17 protein-coding genes are annotated in these 25,977 nt (G+C 75.0%); 2 read left to right on the top strand and 15 right to left on the bottom strand.

Going from position 1 to position 25,977, the window contains the following annotated elements; genetic code table 11:
- The first annotated feature begins 151 nt into the window (after window positions 1-151).
- A complete protein-coding gene (locus WA762_RS29565; RefSeq protein ID WP_335939705.1) occupies window positions 152-1,150 on the top strand; it encodes a helix-turn-helix transcriptional regulator in 999 nt (332 codons plus the stop codon).
- Window positions 1,151-1,180: 30 nt separating this feature from the next.
- Here WA762_RS29565 and WA762_RS29560 read toward each other — a convergent pair whose 3' ends face one another.
- Complete coding sequence (locus tag WA762_RS29560) at window positions 1,181-1,768, bottom strand: hypothetical protein (RefSeq protein ID WP_335939703.1); 588 nt, start codon at window positions 1,766-1,768, stop codon at window positions 1,181-1,183.
- Window positions 1,765-3,141 (bottom strand): amidohydrolase, encoded by a 1,377-nt coding sequence (locus tag WA762_RS29555; protein WP_443080713.1) that lies wholly within the window; start codon window positions 3,139-3,141, stop codon window positions 1,765-1,767. The genes WA762_RS29560 and WA762_RS29555 overlap by 4 nt, the downstream gene beginning before the upstream one ends.
- Window positions 3,142-3,387: 246 nt before the next feature.
- On the opposite strand from WA762_RS29555, the gene WA762_RS29550 reads away from it, so the two are divergent.
- On the top strand, window positions 3,388-3,564 hold the full coding sequence (locus WA762_RS29550) for a thiazolylpeptide-type bacteriocin (RefSeq protein WP_073790073.1): 177 nt from the start codon (window positions 3,388-3,390) through the stop codon (window positions 3,562-3,564).
- Window positions 3,565-3,729: 165 nt separating this feature from the next.
- Here the strand turns inward: WA762_RS29550 and WA762_RS29545 are convergent, their stop codons facing one another.
- The 13 genes from WA762_RS29545 to WA762_RS29485 all read right to left on the bottom strand — a co-directional run bounded on the left by WA762_RS29545 (window position 3,730) and on the right by WA762_RS29485 (window position 25,289).
- Window positions 3,730-5,706: a TOMM precursor leader peptide-binding protein gene (locus tag WA762_RS29545; protein WP_335939698.1), complete on the bottom strand. Its 1,977-nt coding sequence runs from the start codon at window positions 5,704-5,706 to the stop codon at window positions 3,730-3,732.
- Window positions 5,703-6,458 carry an ABC transporter permease gene (locus WA762_RS29540; protein ID WP_335939697.1) on the bottom strand — a complete coding sequence of 252 codons (756 nt, stop codon included), beginning with the start codon at window positions 6,456-6,458 and terminating at the stop codon, window positions 5,703-5,705. The genes WA762_RS29545 and WA762_RS29540 overlap by 4 nt, the downstream gene beginning before the upstream one ends.
- A gap of 192 nt (window positions 6,459-6,650) precedes the next feature.
- Entirely contained in the window at window positions 6,651-7,631 is a 981-nt protein-coding gene (locus WA762_RS29535) for an ABC transporter ATP-binding protein (RefSeq protein ID WP_335939696.1), read from the bottom strand.
- A 142-nt stretch (window positions 7,632-7,773) separates the two neighbouring features.
- Complete coding sequence (locus WA762_RS29530; protein ID WP_335939695.1) at window positions 7,774-8,976, bottom strand: M50 family metallopeptidase; 1,203 nt, start codon at window positions 8,974-8,976, stop codon at window positions 7,774-7,776.
- Window positions 8,973-10,076, bottom strand: coding sequence for a lantibiotic dehydratase C-terminal domain-containing protein (locus WA762_RS29525; RefSeq protein ID WP_335939693.1), 1,104 nt, complete (start codon window positions 10,074-10,076; stop codon window positions 8,973-8,975). Before WA762_RS29525 ends, WA762_RS29530 begins: the two co-directional genes overlap by 4 nt.
- Window positions 10,073-12,844 (bottom strand): lantibiotic dehydratase, encoded by a 2,772-nt coding sequence (locus tag WA762_RS29520; protein ID WP_443080712.1) that lies wholly within the window; start codon window positions 12,842-12,844, stop codon window positions 10,073-10,075. Before WA762_RS29520 ends, WA762_RS29525 begins: the two co-directional genes overlap by 4 nt.
- Window positions 12,845-12,888: 44 nt before the next feature.
- On the bottom strand, window positions 12,889-14,463 hold the full coding sequence (locus tag WA762_RS29515) for a nitroreductase family protein (RefSeq protein ID WP_335939691.1): 1,575 nt from the start codon (window positions 14,461-14,463) through the stop codon (window positions 12,889-12,891).
- Window positions 14,464-14,596: 133 nt separating this feature from the next.
- Window positions 14,597-16,675 carry a TOMM precursor leader peptide-binding protein gene (locus tag WA762_RS29510; protein ID WP_335939689.1) on the bottom strand — a complete coding sequence of 693 codons (2,079 nt, stop codon included), beginning with the start codon at window positions 16,673-16,675 and terminating at the stop codon, window positions 14,597-14,599.
- A complete protein-coding gene (locus tag WA762_RS29505) occupies window positions 16,665-18,995 on the bottom strand; it encodes a TOMM precursor leader peptide-binding protein (protein WP_335939687.1) in 2,331 nt (776 codons plus the stop codon). The genes WA762_RS29510 and WA762_RS29505 overlap by 11 nt, the downstream gene beginning before the upstream one ends.
- A gap of 5 nt (window positions 18,996-19,000) precedes the next feature.
- Window positions 19,001-21,181, bottom strand: coding sequence for a BTAD domain-containing putative transcriptional regulator (locus WA762_RS29500; protein WP_335939685.1), 2,181 nt, complete (start codon window positions 21,179-21,181; stop codon window positions 19,001-19,003).
- A 9-nt stretch (window positions 21,182-21,190) separates the two neighbouring features.
- On the bottom strand, window positions 21,191-21,484 hold the full coding sequence (locus tag WA762_RS29495) for a hypothetical protein (protein ID WP_335939684.1): 294 nt from the start codon (window positions 21,482-21,484) through the stop codon (window positions 21,191-21,193).
- A gap of 440 nt (window positions 21,485-21,924) precedes the next feature.
- Window positions 21,925-24,504: an ABC transporter permease gene (locus WA762_RS29490; protein WP_335939682.1), complete on the bottom strand. Its 2,580-nt coding sequence runs from the start codon at window positions 24,502-24,504 to the stop codon at window positions 21,925-21,927.
- Complete coding sequence (locus tag WA762_RS29485; protein ID WP_335939680.1) at window positions 24,501-25,289, bottom strand: ABC transporter ATP-binding protein; 789 nt, start codon at window positions 25,287-25,289, stop codon at window positions 24,501-24,503. Before WA762_RS29485 ends, WA762_RS29490 begins: the two co-directional genes overlap by 4 nt.
- Window positions 25,290-25,977: the final 688 nt, after the last annotated feature.

The following is a 25,977-nucleotide window of genomic DNA, read 5'->3' as shown; positions in this document are numbered from 1 at the left end:
GCCCTCACAGAAATGATCTCAGCGTCTACGCTTTGGCCGAAAGATTACTCAAACAGTTGCACGGGCAGTGAGTACGGCAGCCGTCGGCAGACACTCACGGGCGATGCCCGGGGGTACGCGGCCGCGCAGGGACCAGGCAGCGGGGGCACACATGGGCGAGAACGAGATGTCCATATTCGGGGTCTCGGAGGCCGAGGAGGAGATCTACCGGCACTTCCTCCGCGCCCCCGGAACCACGATCGACGATCTGCATCTCCTGCTGCGCACGGACCCACAGACCGCGCTCGCCTGCGTCGACCGGCTCCGGGAACTGGGCCTGCTGCGCACCGACGGTCCCGGCGCGCGCGTCTTCCCGACCGATCCCGAGGTCGCGGTGGCCCGGCTCACCGACTTACGTCTGCACGCCCTGCACCAGGAGCTCCAGCGCGTCACCCGGTCCCGGCACGTCGTCGACGGTCTGCGCGCGGAACAGGGGGCGCGAAGACCGCCGCCCCCGGGCATCGAACAGCTGGAGGGACTGGCCCAGATCCGCGACCGGATCGACGACCTCGCGTTCTTCGCCCGGGACGAGATCCTGTCCGTGGAGCCGTACACCAAGCTGTCGCCGGAGAACATCGCCCGCTCGCGACCGCTGGACCTGCGCTGCCTCCGGCGCGGCGTGAGGATACGGAATGTCGTGATCCGCGCCGCGCTGGGAGACCCGGCGACCGCCGCTTATCTGCGGGAGCTGGCCGAGAACGGGGCCATGATCCGGGTGACCGAGCACAGCGCCGAGCGGCTGCTGGTCTACGACCGCAAGGCGGCGCTGGTCCCGCTGGACCCGTACGACACCTCGCGCGGCGCGCTGCTGGCCCACCGCAGCGGCTTGGTGCGCAACATCATCGCCCTGTTCGAGAAGATCTGGGACCAGTCCGACGACCTCGCGCGGGTGGGCGACGCGGACGGCGGGAAGCCGGACGCCCGCCTCTCGGAGATCGAGCAGCGGGTGCTGGTGTCCATGTGCACGGTCGGCAAGGACGAGGCGGGCGCCCGCGACCTGGGCGTGTCGGTACGGACGTACCGGCGGTACGTGGCCGATCTGATGCACACCCTGGGCGCGGCCAGCCGTGCCCATGCCGCTCTGCTGGCCCGGGAACGCGGCTGGATCTGACCGCCCGCCGCCGCGCCGCCGCGCCGGGCGTCACGGTTCCGGCGCCCGGCCGTCCCACGCGCCGTCGGGCACGCCGTCCCCCGCGCCGTCCCGCGTGCGGCCCCCCGTTCCGTCCGGCGCCCGGCCGTCGAGCGCCCAGCCGTCGAGTGCCCGGTCGGCGAGGGCATCGGCGGCGGCGCGACGGACCGTGCGGCCGTCGACGACGTGGGTCAGGGCGACACGCAGGGCGATCCGGTCGGGGCCCACGGACCGGGGGGCGCAGACCCAGTGGGCGGGGAGCAGGCTCAGCAGCCGCACGACGGTGGTCTCGCCGGTCGGGGCGGCGTCGTCGCGGCGGACGGCGACCAGGTCGACATGGCCCCGGCCGGGACCGCGATCGTGCCCGGAGCACGGGCCGGGGCACGGGCACGGGTCGGGGCACGGGCCGGGGCCGGGGCCGGGGCCGGGGCCGGGATCACGACCCTGGTTCTGCGGCTGGGGCCGGCTCCGGTCCTGGTTCTGGTTCCGGTCCTGGTCCTGGTTCCGGTCCTGGTCCTGGTTCCGGTCCTGGTCCTGGTCCTGGCCGTGGGCGCGGCCCGGGCCGGGGCCGTGTGCCGTCTCCCCGGCGGGGCGGGTCACCGGGCGCCCCCTTCCGGGGCCAGTAACCGCCGGGCGGCCGACGCCATGGCCGCGATCCCGGCGGGCAGGGCGGCTCGCACGTCCGGGGCGAACTCGGGCGCATGGTTGGGCGGCACCGGCGGTCCGCCCTCGCGGGCCCGGCGCCACTGGCGTACCCCGGTGACACCGAGCAGCCAGTACACCGTCGCCACGCCGTCCGCGCCGAACCGGGCGAAGTCCTCGGTGGCGGTGAGCGCGGCGCAGTCGGCGACCCGTTCGGGGCCGAACAGCTCCTCGTGCGCGCGGCGCACGACGGCCGTGGCCGCCGGGTCGGTCAGCAGGGCGGGCGAACGGGCGGTGACGGTGAAGTCCGGGTCCCGGGGGCAGCCGGAGGCGGCGCTCTCGGCCCGGACGATCCGCAGCGCGGCGGCCGTCATCCGCTCCACCGCCTGCTCGGACGACGCCCGTATGCACAGGGTGAGTTCGGCCTTCTCCGGGATCACGTTGCCGGGTCCTCCGGCGCGCAGCGCGCCGACCGTCAGCACCGCCTGCTCGGCGGGGGCGGTCTCCCGGGAGACGACGGACTGGAGCCGCAGCACCGTGGCGGCCGCCGTGAGGACCGGGTCGACGGTGAGGTGCGGGGTGCCGGCGTGGCCGCCGCGCCCGTGCAGGGTGATGTCCACCGCGGCGCCGGCCGCCATCAGCGGCGTGCCGAAGTCGGCGGCGTGCGCGAGGGTGCCCGCGGGCGCGGGCGAGGTGTGCTGGGCGAGGACCGCGTCCGGGGCGCCGAACCGCTCGTAGAGGCCGTCCGCCAGCATCTCCCCGGCGCCGGTCAGGGTCTCCTCGGCCGGCTGGCCCGTGACCAGGACGGTGCCGCGCCACTCGGAGCGGGTGCGGTCGAGGTCGGCCGCCGCCCCGGCGACGGCGGCGAGGTGCAGGTCGTGGCCGCAGGCGTGCATCACGCCCGGTACGACGCTGGCGTAGGCGAGACCGGTGCGCTCGGTGACGGGCAGCGCGTCGAGTTCGGTGCGCAGCATCACGGTCGGGCCGTCGCCGTTGCGCAGCACGCCGACGAGCCCGTGTCCGCCGCCGACCCCCCGGGTGACCTCGCAGCCGCTCGCCGTCAGGCGGGCGGCGAGCAGGTCCGCGGTGCGTTGCTCGGCCCCGGACAGCTCGGGGCGGGTGTGCGCCTCCAGGTACAGCTCGATCGCCGGGCGCAGGACCTCGCGCTCCACCGCCGGGGCCGCGGGCCGGGCCGCGGGCCGTCCCGCGTCCGCCGGGGAGGGGTCGGGGGAAGGACGCGTGAACGGGGCCGGGGGCGAGCTGCCGGGTGGGGTGGGGGCGCCAGGAGGGGGGGTGGGGGCGCCAGGAGGGGACGGGAGGGTCTCCCGCATGTCAACTCACCTCGTTCCGCTGGGCGGGCGGGGCTGTCGCCCGCGCCCGCCGGGCACGTGTGGGGCCGGCCGCATCAGACTGCGCCGCCCCGGCTTCAGGAGGGCGGCGTTCCGCTGTCAGGGGGTGCCAGCGAACTGACAGTGAAACCGGGGCCGATCTGACAGCGGCGTTCGCTGCAATGGCGTCAGCGCAGGGGAACGGAGCCGGAGCCGCCGGCCCGTCCCCGTGACTCAAGGGAGAAGACCATGGCCCCCAAGACCGAGCTCGCCACCCTCGCCGACGAGATCCTGGAGCTGGAGTCGGAGACCTTCGAGATCTCGGACTACTCGGACGCCGCCGAGGTCGTGCTCGCCGGTTCGACGTCCTGCTCCTCCACGTCGACCTGCTCCAGCACCACCAGCACCACCTCCTGCTGCGCCTGATCGCGTCTTCGATCGCGCGCCTTCCGCACGTCCGCAAGCCCTCTCCGCGCCGCGAGCGCGGAGGGGGCTTGTGTGCTGCGGGGGCCGGGGCGGGCGCGGCCCCCGCCCCGCGCGCGGGGGCCGGACCGGTCACGGGAGCCGGACCGCACGCGGGAGCCGGACCGGTCACGGGAACGGGTGCGGGACGCGTTTGATCCCGGACTCCGGCAGGTCGTCGGCCCGCCGCCCGGCCTTCCGCAGCGCGGTCCGCAGCCGGGGCATCAGCAGGACGCGCTGCCGCGTCCAGCCGAAGTCCAGCGGCAGCAGGCCGGGGACCACGGCGGCGATGGTGTGCAGTCCCATCCGGCGCTGCTCGGGGGTGGTCTGGTCGACGGCGATGACGTCGTGCCCGGCGGCGACGAGCTGGTCCCGCAGCAGGTTCAGGTCGTCCAGCAGGTCCCCGGTGCGGGGGCGCCGGGGCTGCCAGTCCGCGAAGGCGTCGGCCAGCGGGCGGACCTCGACCGGCTTCAGGTACTCCTCGGCGTGCACGGCCATCTCCGGCAGCCCGTAGAGCTGGGCGTGGTCCTTGAGCTGCCGCACCAGGCCGAAGTCGGCGGCCATGGCGGTGAGTTCGGCGTGCCGCTCGGCGACCTGGTAGGGCAGATGGGGGATGTAGGTGAGGACTTCGGAGAGCGCCGACTCGACGGTGGCCTCGGGGTCGAACCCGGCGGCGGCGGCGAACGACAGCGTCCCGTACCCGCCGTCCCGGCGTACCGCGAGGGCGGTGACGACGGGCACGGCCAGGTCCATCCGGGTGTCGAAGGCGTGGACGTCGTAGCCGTGCAGGGCGGCCCGGTCGATCATGCTGCGGACGTCCGGGGAGCGGCAGGTGCCGAGGTCGATCGCGGTGAGCGGGGTGCGGCCGTGCCAGGCCAGCAGGAAGGCGTCGCGCTCGACGATCTCCAGCAGCCCGTAGAGGATCGCCTCCTCCAGACTGCCGCCGGTGGCGCAGCCGTTGGAGCATTCGAAGACGAAGTTGTCGGCCTCGACCCCGGCGCTGTAGTGGGCGAGCCGGGCGGGCACCAGGACCGGGCGGTCGTCGCGCAGGGAGTGGCCCCACACCCAGGGGATGGGCCGGTCGGGGTCGAACGGGGAGACCATGGGGTCGGTGGCGTAGGTCTCGGGGGCGTAGAAGCCGCAGGCGGCCGGGTCCAGGGCGCGGTCGGCCAGTTCGCGGTAGCTGCCGATCACGGGCGAGGTGCCGCGCCGGCGCGTGGTGCCCGCGTACCGTTCCAGGCCCTCCAGCTGGGCGAGGACGCGGCTGGTGTCGTAGCCGTTGGCCTGCCCGCTCCAGGTGACGTCGTTGAGCCCGGCGTAGCCGCGTACGAAGTGGGTTCCGGCGGCCGGTGCGGTGGTGGTGGACGTCGGGTTGATCCAGAGGTCGGAGCCGAGGGTCCCGCACACCGGGTTGACGAGCGCGGCGGTCGGCAGCGGGTACGAGGACAGCGGCCGCAGCCGGTAGCCGTCGGGGTCCGGCTTCGGGGCCGGGCCCAGGTCCATGCGGGCCGCCTCGGCGGTGTCGGGGACCTCCTGGACGCAGGCGGGGCAGAGGGGTTCGGGCAGGACCGGGAAGGTCGCGGTGGCGAGGGTCACCAGGTCGACCCGGGTGACCCGGGGCAGCGCACGGTCGGCGGCGGTGACGTCGGTCAGGTCGTGGCCGCCGTCGTGGACCGCGCGGTGGACGGCCCACACGGCGTCGATCGCGTAGGGGGTGAGGACCGGCCAGTGGACGGCGCCTTCGGGGCGGTGGCCGAGCTCCAGGGCCTCGCGCTCCGAGCGGCTGCGCAGCCGCTGCCAGCGCATGGCGAGGCACTGGCCGCAGGCGGCGGCGTCCGGTGCGCCGCCCCAGGGGCCCAGCAGCACGGCCCGGGAGGTGAGCTGGACGTTGGCGGCCGGGCGGACGTCCGCGTACGGGTCGGGGCTGCCGTGGCCGAGCGTGTCGGCGGCGCCGAGCGGCACCACCGACGGCGCGGGCACGGCCGACCGGTCGGCCGACTGCCCGTGGCGGGCGGTCAGTCCGGCCTGGAGGTCGGCACGGGCGGCCTCCAGCGGCGTCTCGCCGCGCACGGGCGGCACGGCGGGGGCGGGTGCGGGGGCCGTCATGACTTGTCGCTCCAGCGGAAGGTCTTGAGCGCGATCGCGCCGAGGACGAGGGCGAAGCCGGCGAGCACCGCGCAGTCCAGCCAGATGTCGCCGGTGGCGCCGCCGCCGGTGAGGGCGCGGGAGATGCCGTCGTTGAGGTAGCGCAGCGGCAGCACGCGGGAGAGGTTCTGCATCCAGCCCGGCATGGCGTCCAGCGGGAAGAACGAGCCGGACAGGAACGCCATCGGGATCATCAGGCAGTTGGCCACGGCGGCGACGGCCTCGGGGGTCTTCGCGTAGCTGCCGACGATGACGCCCAGGGCGAGGAAGGCGGTGATGCCGATGACGAGGACGGGCAGGGCGAGCGGCCAGCGGCCGTCCAGCTGGAGGCCGAAGGAGGGCAGCAGCGCCACGGACACGAAGACCACGGACTGCACGGCGCCGATGCCGAGCGCCAGCACGTAGCGGGAGGCGAGGACGGCGGAGACCGGCGTCGGGGTCATCCGGATGAGGCGGAGGATGTCGTCGCGCCGCCACTGCATGAGGACGAAGCCGACGCCGAACACGGCGGCGTTGCCGACGCCCCAGGAGAGGACCCCGGGGGCGATGTAGTTGATGTAGGGCTTGCCGCTCTGCTCGACGGTCTGGCCGTGGAAGATCAGTCCGAAGACGACCAGGAAGATGAGCGGGAAGGCGAAGGTGAAGAAGAGCGTGGTCTTGTCGCGCGTGTAGGCCCGGTATCCGGCCTGGCTCAGCGCCGCGTATGCGCTCATCGGGGGCGTCTCCGTATCACTGCTGGGGTGCGAGGGGTGCTGGGGGCGGGGGTCGCCCGGGAGGGGGCGGGGCGGGGGTCGCCCGGGAGGGGGCGGGGCGGGGCCGGCCCGGTGCGGTGCGCGGGCCGGCGGGCGGGGCGCCCGGGGCCGGCGGGACCGGCCCGGGGCCGCGGGGGCGGGGGCCGGGGCGGGCTACGGCCGCGGGGAGCCGGTGCCGTCGGCGGCGCCGGTGAGCGCCAGGTAGACGTCCTCCAGGTCGGCGGTGCGGGTCTGCACGCCCCGGAGTCCGGCCAGGGCGTCGATCGCGGCCAGGACCTTGCCGGATTCGAGGGTCTCCAGCACCAGGGCGCCGGGCTCCTCGGTGACCTGGTCGACGCCCTCGATGGCCCGGGCCTGGTCGAGGGTGAGCCGGTCGTCGGGGACGACCAGCCGGGTGGTGGGGGCGGCGGCGGCGATGAGGTGGGCGGGGCTGTCCAGGGCGACGACGGAGCCCTCGACCATGATGGCGACCCGGTCGCACAGCGCCTCGGCCTCGTCGAGGTGGTGGGTGGTGTAGACGATGGTGCGGCCCTCGCCCTTGAGGTCGCGCAGCACCTGCCACAGGGCGCGGCGGGCCTGTGGGTCGAGGGCGGCGGTCGGCTCGTCCAGGAAGATCAGTTCGGGTTCGTGGACCAGCGCGGAGGCGATGGCGAGGCGCTGGCGCTGGCCGCCGGAGAGGTCGTCCACCCGGGTGTCGCCCTGCTCGGTGAGGCCGACGGACCGCAGGGCCCGCTCCGCGGCGGCGTGGTCGGTGCGGTAGAGGGCGGCCATGGTGCGCAGGTGTTCGCGGGCGGTGAGGCGGACGAAGAACGCGGAGGTCTGGGTCTGCACGCCGAGCCGGGGCAGCAGCGAGGGGTTGCGCGGCCAGGGACTGGCGCCGAGCACGGTGACCGTGCCGGAGTCCGCCTTGCGCTGGCCCTCCATGATCTCGACGAGGGTGGTCTTGCCCGCCCCGTTGGGGCCGAGCAGGCCGAAGAACTCGCCGCGCGGCACGGTGAGGGACACCCCGTCGACGGCGTGCCGCGCGCCGTACGTCTTGCGCACGGCGTCGAGGACGACGGCCGCGCCGGCGCGGGCGTCGTCGTCCGGGCCGGGCTGGTTCCCCGGGGAGGCGGTGGGGACGGTGGGGCTCATGGAACTTCTCTCCTTGTCCGCCGCTGATCGGCGGGTCGGACCTTCGGGGGACGGCCGGCGGGGGCACCGGGCGAGGCGGTCGGGGGCGGTCTGGGGGCGGGGGCCGGCCGGGGCGTGGCCGGCCGGGTGCGGTCGGCGGATGTCAGGGGGCGGTCAGCAGATGGTGGGCGGCCGCCACGACGGCGGCGGCGATGCCCGCGAGGGCGAGCACCGCGCACAGCCCGTAGGCGCGGTAGGCGGTACGGGCGTGGCGCGGGTAGTCACCCGCCGCGGGGTCGCGGCGGGCGGCGAGCCGCAGATAGGCGCCGGTGGAGGCGGCCAGTTCGGTGGCCCCGCACAGCTGGCTCGCGATCCGGTACCCGTCGAGCGGCGGAAGCGGGACCAGCATGGCCAGCGCCTGCACGCTGCCCAGGAGCAGCAGGGCGCCGAGCGCGTCGTGGGTGGCGGCGTCCAGCGGGGCGAACAGCCACAGACCGCAGAACGGCAGCAGGAAGAGCAGGTTCATCACCGCGCCGGCGAGCGCCGTCTGAATGCGTTGCCAACGGGAGCCCAGATAGAGGTAGTTATCGACTGTGCAGTACATGATGACCACCGGCAGCCGCCAGCGCAGGCCTATTTCGGCCACCGTGCCGCCGTGGTGCCGGGCGACCACCCCGTGAGCCAGTTCGTGCAGCGCGGTGCTGAACCAGAGCAGGGTGGCGGCGCCCACCAGCAGCACCGGATTGGTGAACAACTCCCTTGTCGCCACGAGCAGTTCACCGGATCTGACGGCGACCACGGCCTCCATCGCCAGGACCAGGGCCAGCAGCGGCGCCAGCCATCCGGGCGACAGCAGGAAGCCCACCGCCCGGTGCAGCCGGTCCGTGGTGGCGTCCGCGTCGGCGACCAGCCGGACGCTGCCGCGCAGCACCCCGCGCGCCGGCCGGCCGTCGGCGGCCCCCGGCCCGGCCCCCGGGCGCCCGGACGGCCCGGCCCCGCCCCCGACCCCGGTCCCGCGACCGTCGGCGGGCCCGGGGGCGGCCCCCGTCCCGCCCGGTCCGCCGGCCAGCAGTCCGCGGGTGCCGAGCATCCGCAGGATCTGCTGCCAGCGGGCCGCGTCCAGCCGGCGCCCGTACTCCCGCGCGTACTCCTCGCCGATCTCCCCCAGGCTGTGCCGCCCGTCCATCCGGGCGATCAGGAAGTGCTCCTTGGGGCCGACCCGGAAGGAGCCGCCGGTGGCGGTGTCCTTGATCAGGTGCACGGTGGCCGCCCCGTGCAGCAGGGCGTCGCTCAGCAGCACCTGGGGCCTCAGTTCGGGCCGGTACTCCGCGAGGCCCTCGACGGCGCCCGGCGGGGCGGCGCTCATCCCGTCTCCCGCAGCGCCCGGCCCAGGACGTGCGAGAGGTACGCCTCGTCCCGGATCGTCACATGCAGCCGGTTGTTGGTCATATGCATGTACGGGGAGAGCAGCAGCGGCAGCGAGGCCGCCGGGTCGGTGACCAGTTCGTCCCGCTCGCCGTCCCAGGAGCGGAAGACCAGGTCCCCGTCGAGGGTGAGCTCGACCGCCCGGTTCCGCAGTTCGACGCAGTGCTCGGCCCATCCGGCGAGGAATCCGGGCAGCCCGGCGGCGCCTTCCGCGTCCTGGCCGGGCCCGAACGCCTCGCCGTCCCGGTCGGCGACGGCGGCCACGGCGGCCCGGATCCGGGCGAAGCGGGCGGCCAGTCCGGGGGCCATGGCGGCGTAGTTGCGGTCGTACTCGTCGCTGCCGATGAAGCCGGTGCCGGGGAACGCCCGGTGCCAGAACTCGTAGTAGCTGTCCAGGTAATCGGCCAGTTCCCGACGGTCCGGCAGGAACGCGGCGGCCATCACCATCATCAGCTGCGCCGAGGTGCCCAGCAGCACGGTCCGCAGATGCAGGTTCTTCGTCCGGAACGCGTCGATGACCAGGTCGCTGGAGCGCCGGAAGTGCCATTCGGCCAGCTCGATCCCGGCCGGACCGCCGTACTTGCCGTACTCCGGCTCGTACGGCTCGGCGCTGCGCGAGTTGTTGGGGCGCAGCCGCATCCGGCCCTGCTCGTCGGTGTAGTGGCCGCGTTCGGCGCCGGGGAACTCGATGTCGAACAGGGTGTTGTAGAAGTCGTTGAGGAACCCGGAGTCGACCTCGTACAGGGCGGGCCGCTCGGCCAGGAACGCGTCGACGGCGGCCTCGGTGCGGCGCCGGACCTCGGCCTCGGCGTCCGGGGAGGAGGGCCTGATCCGCAGCCGGACGTGCGGGCCCTCCAGCCAGTAGTTGATGAAGAAGTAGCCGTCGAGCAGGCCGTCCGCCTCCAGCTCCTCGATCAGCGGGCGGACGCACTGGGTGAGCATGGGGCGGGGGTTGGCGGCGTAGAAGATGTGTGTGGCCTGCCAGGCGCCCGCCCGGCGGGTCCGTACGTCGGCCGTGGTGGTGGGTGGTGCCGGGTTCATGACTGGTTGCTCCTTCGGGCGGGGGCGGCGGTCTCCACCGCGAGTTCGGCGACATGGCGGCCCCGGCCGGAGACGGTGTGCAGTCCGTCCTCGTCGGGCAGCATCTCCCGGAACACGATCCGCGCCCCGGACGTCTTGATCAGGGCCTCGAACGCGGCCAGCGAGAGCGGGCTGTCGAAGTCGACGTAGGCGGGCTTGCCGCCGGTCGCGCCGCGCGCCCCGCTGTCCGCGACGGTGGCGAAGACCCGGTCCGGGAGCCCGTGGGCGCGGCGGAAGGCGTGCCAGCCCAGGAACCAGGCGTCGTCCCCGGCCCCGGGCGCGCGCAGCGGCAGCACGGCGGCGGGCGCGCTCCAGCTGCGCCGGCTGAGCACCACGCTGCCGTGCCGGACCCGCGGCCGGGTGGTGACCCCGCCGGCCGGCGCGCCCTCGGGGACGCCGCCCCACACGTTCAGCGGGGACATCGAGGTCGGGGACAGCAGCAGCAGGGTGCGGGGCAGTTCGGGCAGGGCGAGCGGGACGAGGTAGCCGAGGTAGACCGGCACGACCTCCTTGCCGAGCCGGGTGGAGCGCAGGACGAGCCGGTCCGCCTCCAGGTCGTGGACGAGGTGGAGGTCGTCCAGGTGGATCCGGTTCGGGGCGGGCAGGGTGCCGCGTTCGCCGGGGCAGACGATCTCGTACGCGGTGAGCCGGCCGTGCAGGTTGAGGTTGCTGGTGACCGGTCCGCCGGTGACCTCCGCGAGGACGGCGTCGTCGGGCAGCAGGTCCGCGGTGGCGGCGAGGAGCTGTTCGTCGAGGCCGTCGAAGAGGTGGGTGAACCTGCTGAACGGGAAGGAGACGCCGCCGTAGGAGCGGTTGAGGACGACGAGCGGGTCCCCGGGCCGGTCCACGATCTGCACATGGTGCGCGAGCGGGGTGAACTCGGAGCGCAGGGTGTCGAGTTCGCCGGCGACCTCGTCGAGGAGGTCGCCGCCCACCTGGATCTCCGGGGCGGCCGGGTCCGCCTCCCAGGCCGCCCACCGGGCGCGCATCCGTTCCACGAAGGTCTGCCGGGCCGTGTCCAGGGCCTTGAGCTGCGGCAGGGAGAGCCAGTTCTCCTCCGGGACGTAGTCGCCGTTCTCGTCGAAGGCGGTGCGCTTCGCGGTGAACGACATGTACTGGTCGAAGAAGTCCTCGTGGAAGTCGTGGACCAGCTTCAGCAGGTCGTCGCAGCGCCCGCCGCGCCCGTGGCGGGCGAGGAAGAAGCCCTTGAACGTGACACGCTGGGGAAGCGTCAGGTCGAAGGCGGGCAGGACGCGTTCCACCGCGCCGAGCGGCCCGGCGGCCAGCTCCTCCCAGGCGGGGGCGGAGAGTTCGGTGCGGCGCCCGGCCGCCACGTCCTCGTAGAGCAGGGTCTGCGGAACGCGCGCCCGCTCGGCGCCGAACTCCTCCTCCTGGAGGGCGCGCAGCGAGGTGCGCAACTCTCCCATGAGGGCGCGGCGTTCGGCCGGTTCGGCGTCCGCGAACCGTTCGACGCGGGAGGCGGGGCCGTCGAGGCGTCCGGCCAGCCGGTCGGCCCAGGGGCGGCCGAGGTCGCGCAGCGAGCCCTGGAAGGCGCGCAGCGGGTCGGTGTCGTGGACCTCGGTGCGCAGGCACGGCACCTGCACCATGCCGACATCCAGGAGCGCCTGGAGGTACTGGGCGCACTCCTCCGGGCCCGCGCCCCGGTCCTTCGCGAGCCAGTCGGCCAGTTCCCCGTAACGGAGGGTGTCGCGGTTCTCGAACAGGCCGAGGAGGCGTTCCAGGGTGCCGCTGCGGCGCAGGAAGAACAGCCGGTCCTTCACCGCGTCGAAGGTGACGGCGGTGTCCTCGTCGCCCTGGGTGACCCAGCGGCGCACATAGCGGACCCGGTCGTCGTCGCGCCCCCAGCCGGAGGCCGGGGCGACCGGCAGGTCCGCCCGGCGGACCGGGTCCGCGATCAGGGCCTCGGCGAGCCGGCCGACGGCGGCGACGTTCAGCCGCAGCCGCCCCTCCCAGGCGTCGTCGACCCGGACCCGCAGCCCGCGGCGCGGGTCGCCGTCGCCGCGGCCCGGGTCGGTGAAGGTCCCGAGGGCGACCCCGGTGAACGTGGAGAACGGGCTGGTCTTGCACGCCGTGCGGTAGAGGTACGAGAGGAGCGAGCGCTCGATCTTGCGCCGCTTCTTGTCCGGGGGCACGGCGGGGTCGGCGCCGATGTACGCGTCGAGCTGGGCGTCCAGGGCCGGGGAGGCCAGCAGCAGCCCCTTGCGCAGCCGCTCCTCCCCCGCCAGCCGGCGCAGCGCCTCGCGGGCGCGGGCGGTCTCGGCGGCGAGCAGGCCGGCGCCGGCCGCGCGGTGCTCCTCCAGGCGGCGGCGTCCGGTCAGCCAGGCCTCCAGTGCCGTGCCGGCGGTCTCGTCGAGGCCGCGCACCAGGGTCAGGGCCAGGTCGGCGGCCCCGGGGCTCGGCAGCCGGTTGTTGAAGACGTCCCGGCGCAGGGCGAGCAGGGCGCGGCGCAGGCCCTCGTCGTCGCTGCCGCCGACCAGGTCGTGCAGCAGGTCCCCGAGCCGTTCGCCCTCGGCGCTCGACAGCTCGGTGGCGCGCAGGACTTCGTCCGCCCAGCGGCGGCTGTCCGGGCAGCGCAGCCCGCGCACGCTGTCGACGGGCAGCCCGGCGACCCGCAGCATGAAGCGGGGGCGGGTGACCGTCGCGGGCGCGGCGGCGGGGGCGGGTGCGGCGGGCGCGGGTGCGGCTGGGGCCGGGTGGTCCGGCGTCATGGCGGGGTCTCCCCTTCTCGTTCCGGTCGTCGTCTCGTCGTCGGTCAGGCGATCTCGTACCGGAAGTCGGCCGGGGCGGGCCGCTCGTTGCCGATCATCATGATCAGCAGCGGCGCCTCGCCGGTCCCGTCGAGGCCGAGTTCCTCGATGTACGAGATGTTGTCGAAGCCGAGCGCGACCCCGCAGCCGATGCCGACGGCGGACGCGGTGGTGTAGGCGGTCTGGGCGATCGCCCCGACGGCGGCGTTGACCAGGCGGTATCCCCGGTCCCCGACCGCGTCGAGGACGGCGTCGGTGCGGACGGTGGGCACCAGGACGGCGGCCGCCTGCTCCAGGTTGTAGTTGGACAGGAAGTAGTTCTTCTGCAGGAAGGCGCCCGGGTCGCCCGCCTTCACCAGCCGCAGCCCGTGCGCCTCGGGGTCGTACTCGTAGGCGCCGGGCTCGATCCCCTCGACGTGGCAGACGAACGCGTAGAGCTTCGCGAGCCGCTGCGCGCCGGTGTCCCCGCCGATCCGCGAGCCGGCCACCGAGGCCGCCAGGCAGGACGCCAACTGCTCGCCCGTGATGGGGCGTTGGGCCTCGAAGCGGCCGAAGCTGCTGCGCCGCCCGCGCAGCGCGGTGCGCACGTCGGCGTCGAGCGGCGGGCAGGCGGGCAGCGGCGTCGCGGGGCGCTTTGGGTCGGCGGGGTGCGCGACGGCGGGGTCGAGCGCCTCGGGGGCGGGGCGGGCGGCGGCGTCGGCGGCGGTGACGGCCTGCATCCGCCGGAGCGCGTCGAAGGTGAGGACGGTCCGCGAGCGCTCCTGGTCGCGGTGGCGCACGGACACCGGGGCCGGGGCGGGGGACGCCGGGCCGGCGCCGGCCCACTTCAGCGGGACGACGGCGAAGACGCCCTCGTCCGCCGTGTCCACGCCGAGCAGCCGCCCCAGCCGCTCCTCGTCGAACCAGAGCGCGGGCTCGACGGCGAGGCCGCGCGCCCCGGCCCACATCCGCCAGGTCTGGACGCAGGCGCCGAGGTCCATGGACACGGCGTGGAAGGAGAAGTTGTTGTACTTGAAGGCGTTCTGCCAGTACTTGATGGTCAGGACCAGGTACTGGTCGGTGTCCGGCCCCGGCGCCCCGTCGCCCAGCGCCGCCCGCACCTCGCCGGTCACGTCGCCGGTCAGCAGCCGCCGCATCGCGTGGTGCCGGGTGGAGTAGTAGTGCACGCCGGGCGGTACGGGGCCGCTGGGCCCGGAGACCCAGTGCACGGCGACCGGGTAGAGGCCGCCGCCGGACGCGGAGCCGCGGGACCAGTTGGCGAGCGGGTAGTACGGCAGGGCGCTCAGGTCGGTGTTGGCCTGGACGCCGAGGCGGCGGCCGGTCAGCCCGTAGGAGTCGCGGAGCATCCCGGAGAGCAGCGCCAGGTCGAACGCGCCGTCGCCGCCGGTGTCCTGGGCGAGGCCCCGGTCCAGGTCCGCGTGGGCCGGGTAGTCGCAGTCGGGCAGCGGCAGGCTGTCGGTGCCGGGGTAGAACTTCGTCTTGCGCGGGCCGTCCGACCAGTTCGGCACAAAGTCGGCGGGGTCCATCGGGACCCGGCCGCGCTGAAGGATCGCGGCGGCGTATTCATGGGCGTACCCCATGGCGGGCTCCTCGGTCAGGGAAGGCGGTACGGGCAACTGGGCGGGGCGGATCGGACGGGCGGCGCGGGCCGGGCGGCCCCGGGCGGCGCGGCGCGGGGGCGCCGTCCGGGGCGGGGCGGTGCGGAGCCGGCGGTCATGGGAAGGGGTGCGGGGCCGGGTTGAGGTCGGCGTCGGTCAGGTCGTGCCCGCGCAGCCCGGCCGCGCGCAGCGCGGTGCGCAGCCGGTCCATGCCCAGGGCGCGCTGGCGGCTCCAGCCGAAGTCGATCGGCAGCAGCCCCGGCACCAGGACGCTGACCGTGGTCAGCCCCAGTTCGCGCTGTTCCGGCATGGTCTGGTCGACGACGATCACGTCGAACCCGGCGTCGGTGACGGCGTCCACGCACCGGGTCAGGTCCTCGCGCAGGTCGTCGGAGACCGGCAGCGCCGACCCGTCCCCGTACAGCGCGTCGAAGGACCGTTTCGGGGGTCGGGGCGCGCCCGGCTCGCCGAGCAGGAAGTCCGCGTGGCGGCCCATCTCCGGCAGGCCGTACACCAGCGGGTGGTCGTGCAGCGCCTCGACCCGGTCGAAGTCGGCGGCCATGGCGCGCAGCCGGGCCAGGTCGCGTTCGGTGCGGCGGGGCAGGTTCACCGCGTCGGTGGCGATCTCGCACAGCGCCCCGGCCAGGGCCGCCTCCGGGTCGAGCCCGGCCCCGGCGCCGAAGCACATCAGGCCCGGCCCGCCGTCCCGGCGCACCGCCACGCCCGTCACCACGGGGACGGGGAAGGAGATCCGGGTGTCGAAGAAGCGGGCCTCGTAGCCGTACATCTCCAGCCGGTCGATCATCTGCCGGGTGGCGGGGCGGCGGCTGGTGGCCGCGTCGATCTCCGGCAGCGCGGCCCGCCCGTACCAGGCGAGCAGGAACGCGTCCCGCTCCACGACCTCCATCAGCCCGAAGTAGACGGCCTCCTCCAGGCAGCCGCCGGAGGCGCAGCCGTTGGAGCTCTCCTGGACGAAGCGGTTCTCCAGGCCGGGCGCGTGGTAGTACGTGAGGACCTCGGGCACCAGGACCGTGCGCCGGTCGCGCAGGGACCAGCCCTGGACCCAGGGGATCGGGCGGTCCGGGGCGAAGGGCACGACCCGGGGGTTGGCGCGGTGGAAGTCGTCCGAGTACAGCCCGCACACCCGGGGGTCCAGCGCGTGCTCGCCCCGGGCGCGCAGGGCGTCCAGGGAGGCCTTGGTCCCGGCCCGCTTGGCCCGCGACCGCATCCCCGCGTACCGTTCGAGCCCCTCCAGCACGCCGATCCGCATGCTCTCGGCGAAGGTGTCGGCGTGGCCGCCCCAGAACGTCTCGCGCAGGTACTCGCCCGAACGCATGGAGAAGCAGCCGATGGTGGCGGACGTGGAGGTGGAGGAGACGTCCTGGACCACCGACGGGCCGAGCGAGCCGCACACCGGGTTCGCGTACGGCTCCATCGGCAGGTCGTACGTCTCGATGTCCCGGACCCGGAAGCCGCCGGGGCGGCGCTTGGGCGCGGGCCGCAGGGTGAGCGCCGCCGCCCGGGGGGTGTCGGGCTCCGGCGTGGCGCAGCGCGGGCACTCCGGGTCGGGCACCAGCGGATAGTGACGGACCGTCAGGGTCTCCAGGTCCACCAGGTGCACGGCCGGGCGCACACCGGTTCCGGGGCCCTCGCCGGCCAGCCGGGCGGCGACCAGCCCCGCCAGGGCGTGCGCGGCGAACGGGGTGACGTACGGGGAGTCCCCGGCGGCCCGGGTGCCCGAGCCCAGCTCCAGCGCCTCGCGCAGCGCGACGGAACGCACCGCCTGCCAGCGCCGCTCCAGGCACCGGACGCAGGTCCGGCCCCCGCCCCGCCCGCCGTCGCCCCTGCCGTCGCCGTCGCGCGGAGCGAAGGGGCCGACGACGGCGTGCCGCCCGTAGAAGCGCACGGGCACGGCGGGGCCGAGGGCGTCCTGACCGGCCTGAGCGCCCTGACCGGCCGGGGCATCCTGACCGGCCGGGGCGCACGCGGCCGAAGCGGCGCCCGCAGCCGGGGCGCCCGCGCCGGCCGCCGCGTCCCCCGCCCCGTCGGCGAAGGCGTCGCGCACGCCGAGCGGCGCCACGTCCAGCGGGGGCGGTGCTCCGTGCCGGGCCAGCGCGTCCCGGAGCGCCGCCGCGAGGGCGCGCGCGGAACGGACCGGCGCCGAGTCCTCCCGGACCGGGGTGTCAACGGACATCGGGCCCGCCCTCGCCGTCCGCAGCGCCACCGGACACGCCCGCGTCCGCGTTCCCCACGGCCCCCGCGCCCGCCGCGCCGCCGCCGTCGACGGTGAGCAGCACCCGGGCCGTGCGGATGCCGCCCCCCGCGAGGTCGGCCGGGGTGGTCGGCACGTACAGGGCGTCGCGCCCCGCGTCCGCGAGCCGGTCGAGGATCGCCTCGAACGTGGTCTCCGGCCCGTCGACCTGGACCGGGCCGCCGGTCACCGCGACGGATCCGGCCGCCAGGTCGGACACCAGCGGGTCGCCGGTGTCGACCGGGGACTCCGGGTCCTCGGCGGCCAGTTGGGCCTGCCCGAGCAGGTCCCGCAGCGCCGCGCAGGCCGCCGCGCGCCGGGACAGGCCCGCCACGACCGCCCAGCGGCCCTGGCCGTTCCCGCCGTCGGCCTCCCGGGCCAGCACCGCCTGCGCCGAGGTGCGCCCGCCCTCGCCCAGGTCCAGCAGTTCCACCGCGAGATCCAGGTTGGCCGCGGACTTCAGCAGGAACACCAGCTCCGGGTCGTCCCCGTCCACGGCGACCGGGCGGACCTCGGTCGTGCCCCGGAGCGCCCGCAGCAGCGCGTCGTGCGCCAGCGCCGACATCAGACCGGTGCCGGCCGCCTCCCGGTCGTCCGCGCCCGCGCCCGCGCCGGCGGTCGTGGCGAGATGGACGCGCTCCCGGTTGTGCGCCCCGAAGGTCCGTACAGCCGCGGCGGGCACCCGCACCGGCTCCTTGCCGATCAGCGAGGTCGCCACGGTCCAGGCGTCCGGGAGCGCCCCGGTGCCGCCGTCGGTGGTCAGCGCGTCAGGGCCCAGCACCCGGTCCGCGCCCGCGCCCCCGGCCGCTTCCAGTGGCACCAGGTGCTCGACGTACGCGGTGGCCGCCGCGTACAGCGCCCGCATCCGCGCGCCCGCCAGATGGTGCACGTCGAAGGCGGCGATCCGGCGCCGCTCCCCGGCCCCGAGCGCCATCTCGACCCGGCTGATCTTCAGCGGGGTCTGGGTCAGCGCCTCGTCGTCCCAACGCCGGAGGATCCCGGCGTGCGGGCGGACCAGCGCCGCGCTGTACCGGTTCAGTTCGTCGACCATGGCCTCCGCGTCGCGGGCGGTCTCCACGGTCGGGGTGACCGGCAGCGCCAGGCCGTCGGGCAGGGCGGCGGGCCCGCGGTCGTCCGGACCGGCGGCGCAGCGCCGGCAGCGGGGGTGCGGCCGGAGCGGCTCGGCCGTCACGTCCAGCGACGCCAGGTCCTGGATCAGGACCTGGCCGTCCGTCTCGGCGGGCAGCGCGCCGGTGGTGAGGCGGAAGACCTCGTAACCGAGGAGGTTGCCCACCATCGCGGCGACCGGGCCGGACAGGGTGTCCGAGGACGCCGGGGCGGCGCCCGCCGCCTGGCTCCACAGCTCGGCCGCCTCGCCCGCCGACACGTTGCCGCCCAGCCGCAGCACGGCGCAGGACCAGCAGCCGGTGGAGGTCGCGGTGGAGAGCGGGCCCACGACCAGGCGCTCGCCGAACAGCCACGCCGGGATCAGGGTCCGGCCCTCGGGCACCCCGGCGGCCAGCAGCCGGTGGGTGCGCGGCCCGGCCCCGGCGCCGGTCACCACGACCACGTCGTACCCGTCGAGGCCGTCCCAGCCGACCTCCGCCCCGGCGGCGATCCGGTCCGTGCGCGCGGCGACCCGGCCCGCCTCGGCGGTGACGTCCGCGAACTCCGCGGTGGCGCCGATCCGCACGCAGCCGTTGCGCAGCAGGCTCAGCGCGCACCAGCGGGCGGTCTCGTCGTCGCCGAGGACGGCGACCCGGGTGGCGCGGAACCGGGCGAAGCGCTCGGGCGCGCCGTCGGCGTAGTGGTCGACGTAGGCGATCTGGGCGGCGAACCGCTCCGCGACGTCCTCGGGCACCGCCTCGGGCCCGGCGCCGGGCTCGGGCACGTCGCGGGCGAACTCCCGCTCGTACAGCGTCTTGACGAGTTCCGCGGCCATCGCGCGCTGGGCCGGTCCGAAGCCCGCGCAGAGGTCGGCGAGCCGGTGGTGGCCGGTGAGGTGCGGGACGACGAGGGAGGCGAAGCGGTAGGCGGTGCGGCCGGCCAGGTGGAATCCGCCGTCGGCGTTGTGGAAGAGCACCCCGCCGGGGGTCTCGGTGAACAGCACGTCCCGGCGGACGCGCGGCCGGGTCGCGGCCAGCGCGTCGAAGGTCGCGGTGGACGCGGGGGCGGGCGACGCGGGGGCGGCGCCGGTGGTCCCGGGAGCGTTCCCGGCGGTCGTCCGGGGGCTCTCGGGGGTGCTCTCGGCGGTCTCGGCCATGGGGGTCACACCTTCTCTGTGCGGCGGATGCGTTCCTGGTCGGTTCTTCGCGCGTGGGCGCGGAGCAGTGCGTGGATCCGGTACGGGCCGGGCGGGCCGTCCTCCAGCAGCCCGGCGTCGGCGAGCCGTTCCAGGACGGCCTCGCCGACGGCCGGTACGTCCTCGGGCGTGACGCCGCCCCCGGGCGCGGCGGCGACCCGGAGGAACGCCTCGGACAGCCGAGGGTCGAGCCGGTTCAGCGCCCCGTCGAGGACGGCCGGCACGGACAGGCCGGGCGAGTCGGTGAGGGAGAGCCGGGCCAGCGGATCGTCCCCGAGCCAGTCCACCGCGTCCCCCAGCCGCAGCGCCGGGCGGGTCAGCAGACGGGCCGTCAGAATGCGCAGGGCGAGCGGGAAGTGGCCGCAGAGCTCGGCCAGTCGGCGGGCGGCGTCCCGTTCCGCCTCGACGCGTTCGCCGCCCAGCACGGAGAGCAGCAGCGCGTACGACTCGGCCGGGGTGAACGCGGAGAGCCGCTGCACCCAGCCGCCGTGCGTGGCGACGAGCCCGGCGAGCCCCATCCGGCTGGTGACGATCACGGCCCCCTGCGCCCGGGCGACGGCGGGCAGCAGCGGGCGCACCTGGTCGGCGTCGACCACGTCGTCGAGGACGAGCAGGACGCGGCCGCCGTCCGGTGCGGCGGCGAGCGCGGCGGTCGCCTCCGCCGTGACGGCTGCGGGGTCCCGGGCCTCGCCGTCCGGCCGGGTCATCCGGATCAGCGCCCGGCCGCCGGGGAAGCGGTCCCGCACCAGGTGCGCGACCCGGTGGGCGAGGGCCGACTTGCCGATGCCGGGGGCCCCGGACACCAGGACGGTGGGCGGGTGCTGGACGGCGTCGTCGAGGGAGGCGGTGAGGCGTGCCGTCATGGCGGCGGTCTCGGCCTCCCGCCCGGTGAAGTTCGGCACCGAGGGCACGGCGGTCGCCCCGGGCGCGGCCGGACCGGCGGCGGCCCCGGGCGCGGCGGTCCCGGGCACGGCGGTTCCGGGAACGGCCCCCGCGACGGTCGCCCCGGGCGCGGCCGGGCCTGCGGGGAGCGCGGGCGCGGCGGCGGAGGCGGCGGGCGTCGCGGGCCCGGCGGCGGTCGCGGGAGCGTTCGCCGGACCGACGGACACCGGATGCGCGCCGACGGACACCGGATGCCCGCCGACGCCGGGAGCCGACCCCGGGAGACCGGGACCCGGGAGACCCGGCCCCGGGACCGCCGGGACGCCCGCGTCCGGTCCCGTCGCCGCTGCCCCCGCCGGTCCCGTCCCCGGGCTCGTCCCCGACGCGCCGGGCGGCAGCGCCATGGGCCCGGCGGGCGGGGCGGCGGGCGGGGGCCCTTCGAGGACGCGCGCGCCCAGGGCCGCCGGGCCCGGTATCCGCGCCATGGTCCCGGACAACAGCGGCGCCCGGCCGTCCCCGCCGCCCAGGTCCTCGCCGCGCAGGATCGCGAGTTCCAGCTGCTGGAGGGCGGGCGAGGGATCGACGCCCAGTTCGTCGAGGAGGAAGCCCTTGACCCGTCGGTACTCCGCGAGGGCCTGGGTCTGCCGTCCGGTGCGGTAGAGCGCCTCGATCAGCTGCTCGTGGAGCCGCTCATGGCCCGGGTATACGCGCGTAGCAGTCCATAGTTCGACCAGGGCCTCGCCGTACCGTCCCAGTCCCAGCAGCAGGTCGCAGACCCGTTCCACGCTCCGCAGCCGTTCCTCCGCCAGGCGCGGCACCTCGTCCCGGTGCAGCACGTCGGAACGCACGTTGGCCAGCAGGGAGCCCTGCCACAGCGACAGCGCTTCCTTCAACTCGCACAGTTCCGCCTCCGGGTCGTGCGACAGCACCACGGCACGGCGCACCTGTTCCCGGAAGCCGAGCAGGTCGAGGGTGTGCGGCTCGGCGGTGATCCGGTAGCCGCCCGGCACCGCCTCGATCGAGGTCTCGGTCACCCCGTGCCGGGTGAAGAGCCGGCGCAGCCGCAGTACGCAGGTCTGCAGCGCGGCCTTGGCGGTGGCCGGCTGTTCCTCGCCCCACACGGCCCGCTGGAGGTAGTCGGCGGACACGACGGAGTTGGCGTGCAGGAGGAGCGCCGCCAGCAGGATCGTCGGCTTCGACGGCTGGAGCACGACGGCTTCGGGGCCGTCCGTGAGGGTCAGCGGACCCAGCAGCTGAAACCGCATCACCGCGGTCTAGTCCCAGCCGTTGACCAGCTTGCACACCTGAACCGGTGCGGCGGGCAGGGGAAGTTGGGCGACGACCGCGTCCAGGTACGTACAGATCCGGTCCACGGCCGGCGCCGGGAGGCGCCCGGCGGTCGCGGCCTCCGGGGCGGCCACGGCGGATTCGGCGGCGGTGGCGCCGGCCGGGGCGGCGCTCGCGGCCGCGGTGCCGGCGGGGAACGCGAACGCGGCGAGCGCGAGGCCGGCGACGGCGGCTGCGCGTGCGAGGGCGGCCGACTGACGTGAAAGCGAAGAACTGAACACGTTTTCCCCTTCGTCTGCTGCGTCCTGCCAGGGGTTCCCGGCAGGAAGACGATGCCAGCGGGGAGGGGGCGCGGGCGGGCCCGGTCGTGTCAGCTTGCTGCACGGTACGCGGCAGCTTCGTGCAACCGCCGCTCGCGCGCGAGGCGTCCGGGCGGCCCGGTCACGGCCGCGTCCCCGGCGCCTCCGAAGCGCGCGACGGCCCGGGCCCCGCAGCGCGAAACAGCCGGGAAAACGACAAAGACCCCTGAAGGGGGAACGATGCCGGCCCCGGGGAACGACACGGGCCCCGGGGCGCTTGGAGGAACGCCCCGGGGCCGGATCACCCGTCATCCTACGTCGGGCCGCCGCCCGCCCCGGTCGGGGCGGGCGGCGGTGTCCGGCGGCCGGGAGCGGTCGCCCCGGGCCGCGCCGCCCGTCGGCTCGGCGGGCCCGTTCTCGGCTCAGTCGGAGGAGATCGCGTTCAGGACGTTCATCCGGCCCGCCCGGAAGGCCGGGACCAGGGCCGCGAACAGGCCGACGAACGCGGATCCGACGAAGACCGTGAGGATCGTCGGCCAGGGGATCTCCAGGAGGACGAGCCCCTCCATGGCCAGCAGCTTCTGGGCCGCCGTACCCCAGCCCATGCCGAGCCCCAGCCCGAGCAGGGCGCCGAAGACCGCGATGACCACGGACTCCAGCCGGATCATCCGGCGCAGCTGGCGGCGGGAGAGACCGATGGCCCGCAGCAGGCCGATCTCACGGGTCCGCTCGACCACGGACAGGGCGAGGGTGTTCACCACACCGAGGATCGCGACGATGATCGCGAGCGCCAGCAGGCCGTAGACGATGTTCAGGAGCTGACCGATCTGGTCCCCCATCATCTGCTTGAAGTCGGCCTGGTTGCGCACCTCGTACTGCGGGTACGGGGCGAGGGCGTCCTTGAGCCCGTCGTACGCCTCCTTCTCCTTGCCGTCCACGGCCTTCGCGAACATCAGCATGTTGCCCGGCATGGCGTCGGCGGGCAGATAGCGGGCGGCGGTGGTGATGTTGGTGTAGAGCGCGCCCTTGTCGACGTTCGACTCGTCGGAGGTGATCGCGGCGACCTTCAGCTTCGCCGTCCTGCCGCCCAGGAACTCGACGGTGATCCGGTCGCCCACCTCGATGCGGTGGTCGGCGGCGTACTTCTCGCCGACCGACATGGCGTCCTCGCCGTACGCGTCGTCGATCTTCCCGGCGACCGTCTCGCGGCGCAGGTCCTGCGGGTAGGTGGGGTCGGCGGCGGACAGGCGGCCCCGCTCGGTGCTGCCGTCGGGGTTGGTGAAGCGGACGCCGACGGACTTGTAGGAGGTGAAGTGCTCGATCCCCGGCACCTTCTTCATGGACTTCACCGCCTGGTCCACGATGGGCGAGCCCGGGCCCCCCAGCGGCTGGACGATGAAGTCGGCGCCGACCGACCGGTCGACCTCGTCGGTGGCCGAGGCGACCATCGAGGAACCGACGACGGAGAGGCACGCCACCAGGGCGAGGCCGATCATCAGGGCGGCGCCGGTCGCCCCGGTGCGGCGCGGGTTGCGCAGGGCGTTGCGTTCCGCGAGCCGCCCGACGGAGCCGAAGCCCCGCAGCAGGACCGCGCTGAGCACCCGGACCACGAGAGCGGCCAGCAGCGGGCCGATCACGATGAAGCCGATCAGGGTGAGGACCACACCGAGGCCGAGCCACATCGAGCCCTGGCCCGAGGCGTCGGCGCGCGTCGCCGCGAACAGCGCGGCGCCGCCGCCGAGGGTCAGGACTGCGCCGATCGCGCCCCGGACCCGTCCGGCGCGCGCGTCGGCGGGCGTCCCGGAGTCGCGCAGCGCGGCCATCGGGGAGATCTTCCCGGCGCGGCGGGCCGGGATGTACGCGGCGACGACGGTGACGACCACGCCGAGCACCAGCCCGACCACCGGGGTCGTCCACACGACGGTGAGGTCCCGGGTGGACAGTTGCATGCCCATGGCCCCCATGAGCTTCATCAGCCCGACGGCGAGGCCGACCCCGGCGCCGACGCCGAGGACGGAACCGAAGACGCCGAGCAGCAGCGCCTCGACGAGCACGGACTGGTTGACCTGCCGGCGGCTCGCCCCGATGGCCCGCATCAGACCGATCTCGCGGGTGCGCTGGGCGACCAGCATCGAGAAGGTGTTGACGATCAGGAAGACGCCGACGAGGAGGGCGATCCCGGCGAAGCCGAGCATCGCGTACTTCATGACGTCGAGGAAGGACCCCATCGAGTCCTTGCTCTGGTCCGTGGACTCCTTCTGGGTGCGCAGCTCGTACCCGGTGGTATCGCCGAGCGAGGCGGCCACGTTCTTCTTCAACTCGGCGTGGGACACCCCGGGTTCGGCGTTCACATAGACGCCGCTGAAGACGTCGGGGGCGCCGAGCAGCTTCGTCTGCGAGGTGACGGTGTCGAAGTAGACGACGGCCGCGCCGGGGTTGGTGACCTTGAACGCGGCGATGCCGCTGATCCGGGCCTCGATGTCGCCGTACGGGGTGATGGTGCGCAGGGTGTCGCCGAGCTTCAGGTGGTGCTTGTCGGCGGTGTCGGCGTCGACCATCACCTCGGCCGGGCCGTGCGGGGCGCTGCCGGAGCTGATCTCCATGGCCCGCTCGGTGTTCTTCGTCCAGTTGCCCGCGATCGTCGGGGCGCCCGTCGTCGAGCCCATGTTCTTGTCGTGGGCGTCGACGACGGTCACGGACGAGCTGCTGACGACGCCCTCGGCGTCCTTCGCGCCGGTGGCCGCGGCGGCCTTCACGACGGCGGAGGCGGGCACGCTGGCGGGCCTGCCGTTCGCCGGCCCCCCGTCGGCGTCCTTCTTCGGACTGATGGTGACGTCGGCCGCCGTCGCCGCGAAGAGCTTGTCGAACGTGGTGTTCATGGTGTCGGTGAAGACGAGCGTCCCGCACACGAACGCCACCGACAGCAGGACCGCGACGGCGGAGAGCGCCATGCGTCCCTTGTGCGCGAGGAAGTTGCGTCTCGATGTCTTCCAGATGCTCACGACGTCCGCCCGCGCGAGTCGAAGTCCTTCATGCGGTCCAGGACCTGTTCGGCGGTCGGGTCGCGCATCTCGTCGACGATGCGTCCGTCGGCGAGGTACAGCACCCGGTCCGCGTAGGAGGCGGCCACCGGGTCGTGGGTGACCATGACGATGGTCTGGGCCAGCTCGTCGACGGACTTGCGCAGGAAGCTCAGCACCTCGGCGCCGGCCCGGGAGTCCAGGTTCCCGGTCGGCTCGTCACCGAAGATGATCTCGGGCCGGGCGGCGAGCGCCCTGGCCACCGCCACGCGCTGCTGCTGCCCGCCGGACAGCTCGGTGGGCCGGTGCTTCAGCCGTCCGGCGAGACCGACCGTCTCCACGACCTGCTGGAGCCAGGCCGCGTCGGGTCTGCGACCGGCTATGTCCATCGGCAGCGTGATGTTCTCCAGCGCGTCGAGCGTGGGAAGCAGGTTGAACGCCTGGAAGATGAAGCCGATCCGGTCGCGGCGGAGCTGGGTGAGCTTCTTGTCCTTGAGCCCGGTGATCTCCGTCTCGTCCAGGAAGATCTGACCGGACGTCACGGTGTCCAGCCCGGCCAGGCAGTGCATCAGCGTCGACTTGCCGGACCCGGACGGGCCCATGATGGCGGTGAACTGCCCGCGGTCGATGTCGACGTCGACATGGTCCAGCGCCACAACCCGGGTCTCGTCCGCGCCGTACGCCTTCACCACCTGTCGCGCCCGCGCGGCGACGGCCGTACGCCCTCCAGTACCCCCGTGCCTGGGAATGGTCACAGCCGTTGTCACGGTTTTTCTCCTATGTCGTTCGATGTTCGGATGGCGCGGTGCGCGTCTACAGCCTGGTGTGTGCGAGGGGTGCGGCGCGCTGGTGCGCGGCCCCGTCTTCGAGTGGGGTTTTCCCCACCCTCCTCCGGCTCCGCGTCCGCCCCCGGCCCCGTCCCGGCCCGGTGGGGCCGGCCGGGCACGCGATGGGGCGGCACGCTGCGACAACGCTATGGAACGACCCGCCGCCGTCACGTCCTCCGCCGGGACGAACCGCCCCTGGGGATATGTGAGGGGAGGCCCTTAAGGGCGGGCTTCCGCCCACGAAGCCCCGATCCGGGAAGTCCCGGCCGGGGAAGACGCCCCGCGAAGGCGCGGCCCCTGAGAACGTCGTCCGGGAAGGCGCCGTCCGGGAACATGAGGGCGCCCGCCGGGCTCACGGTCGGTTCCGTGTGCCGGGCGGGCGCCGGTCGGTGCGGTCGAGCCGGTCCCGGGGCAGTCCCTCGTCAGCCCCCGGGCGGCCCGGAATCGGTCCGGGTCAGCCGGGAATCGGTCCGGGTCGACTCGGAATCGGTCCGGGTCGGCCGGGAATCGGTCCGGGTCGGCCGGGAATCGGTCCGGGGTCGGTCCCCCGGGCCGGTTCCGGCTCGGCCTCCTCGTGTGTGTCGGTCTCCTTGTCGGTCTCCTTGTCGGTCCGTGCCCGTGTCCGCTT

It is taken from the genome of Streptomyces tyrfis (assembly GCF_037034285.1).
In the GTDB taxonomy this organism is placed as follows: Bacteria; Actinomycetota; Actinomycetes; order Streptomycetales; family Streptomycetaceae; genus Streptomyces.
Note: the sequence above shows the minus strand (reverse complement) of the source record. Positions and strands in the feature narration are given on the sequence as shown.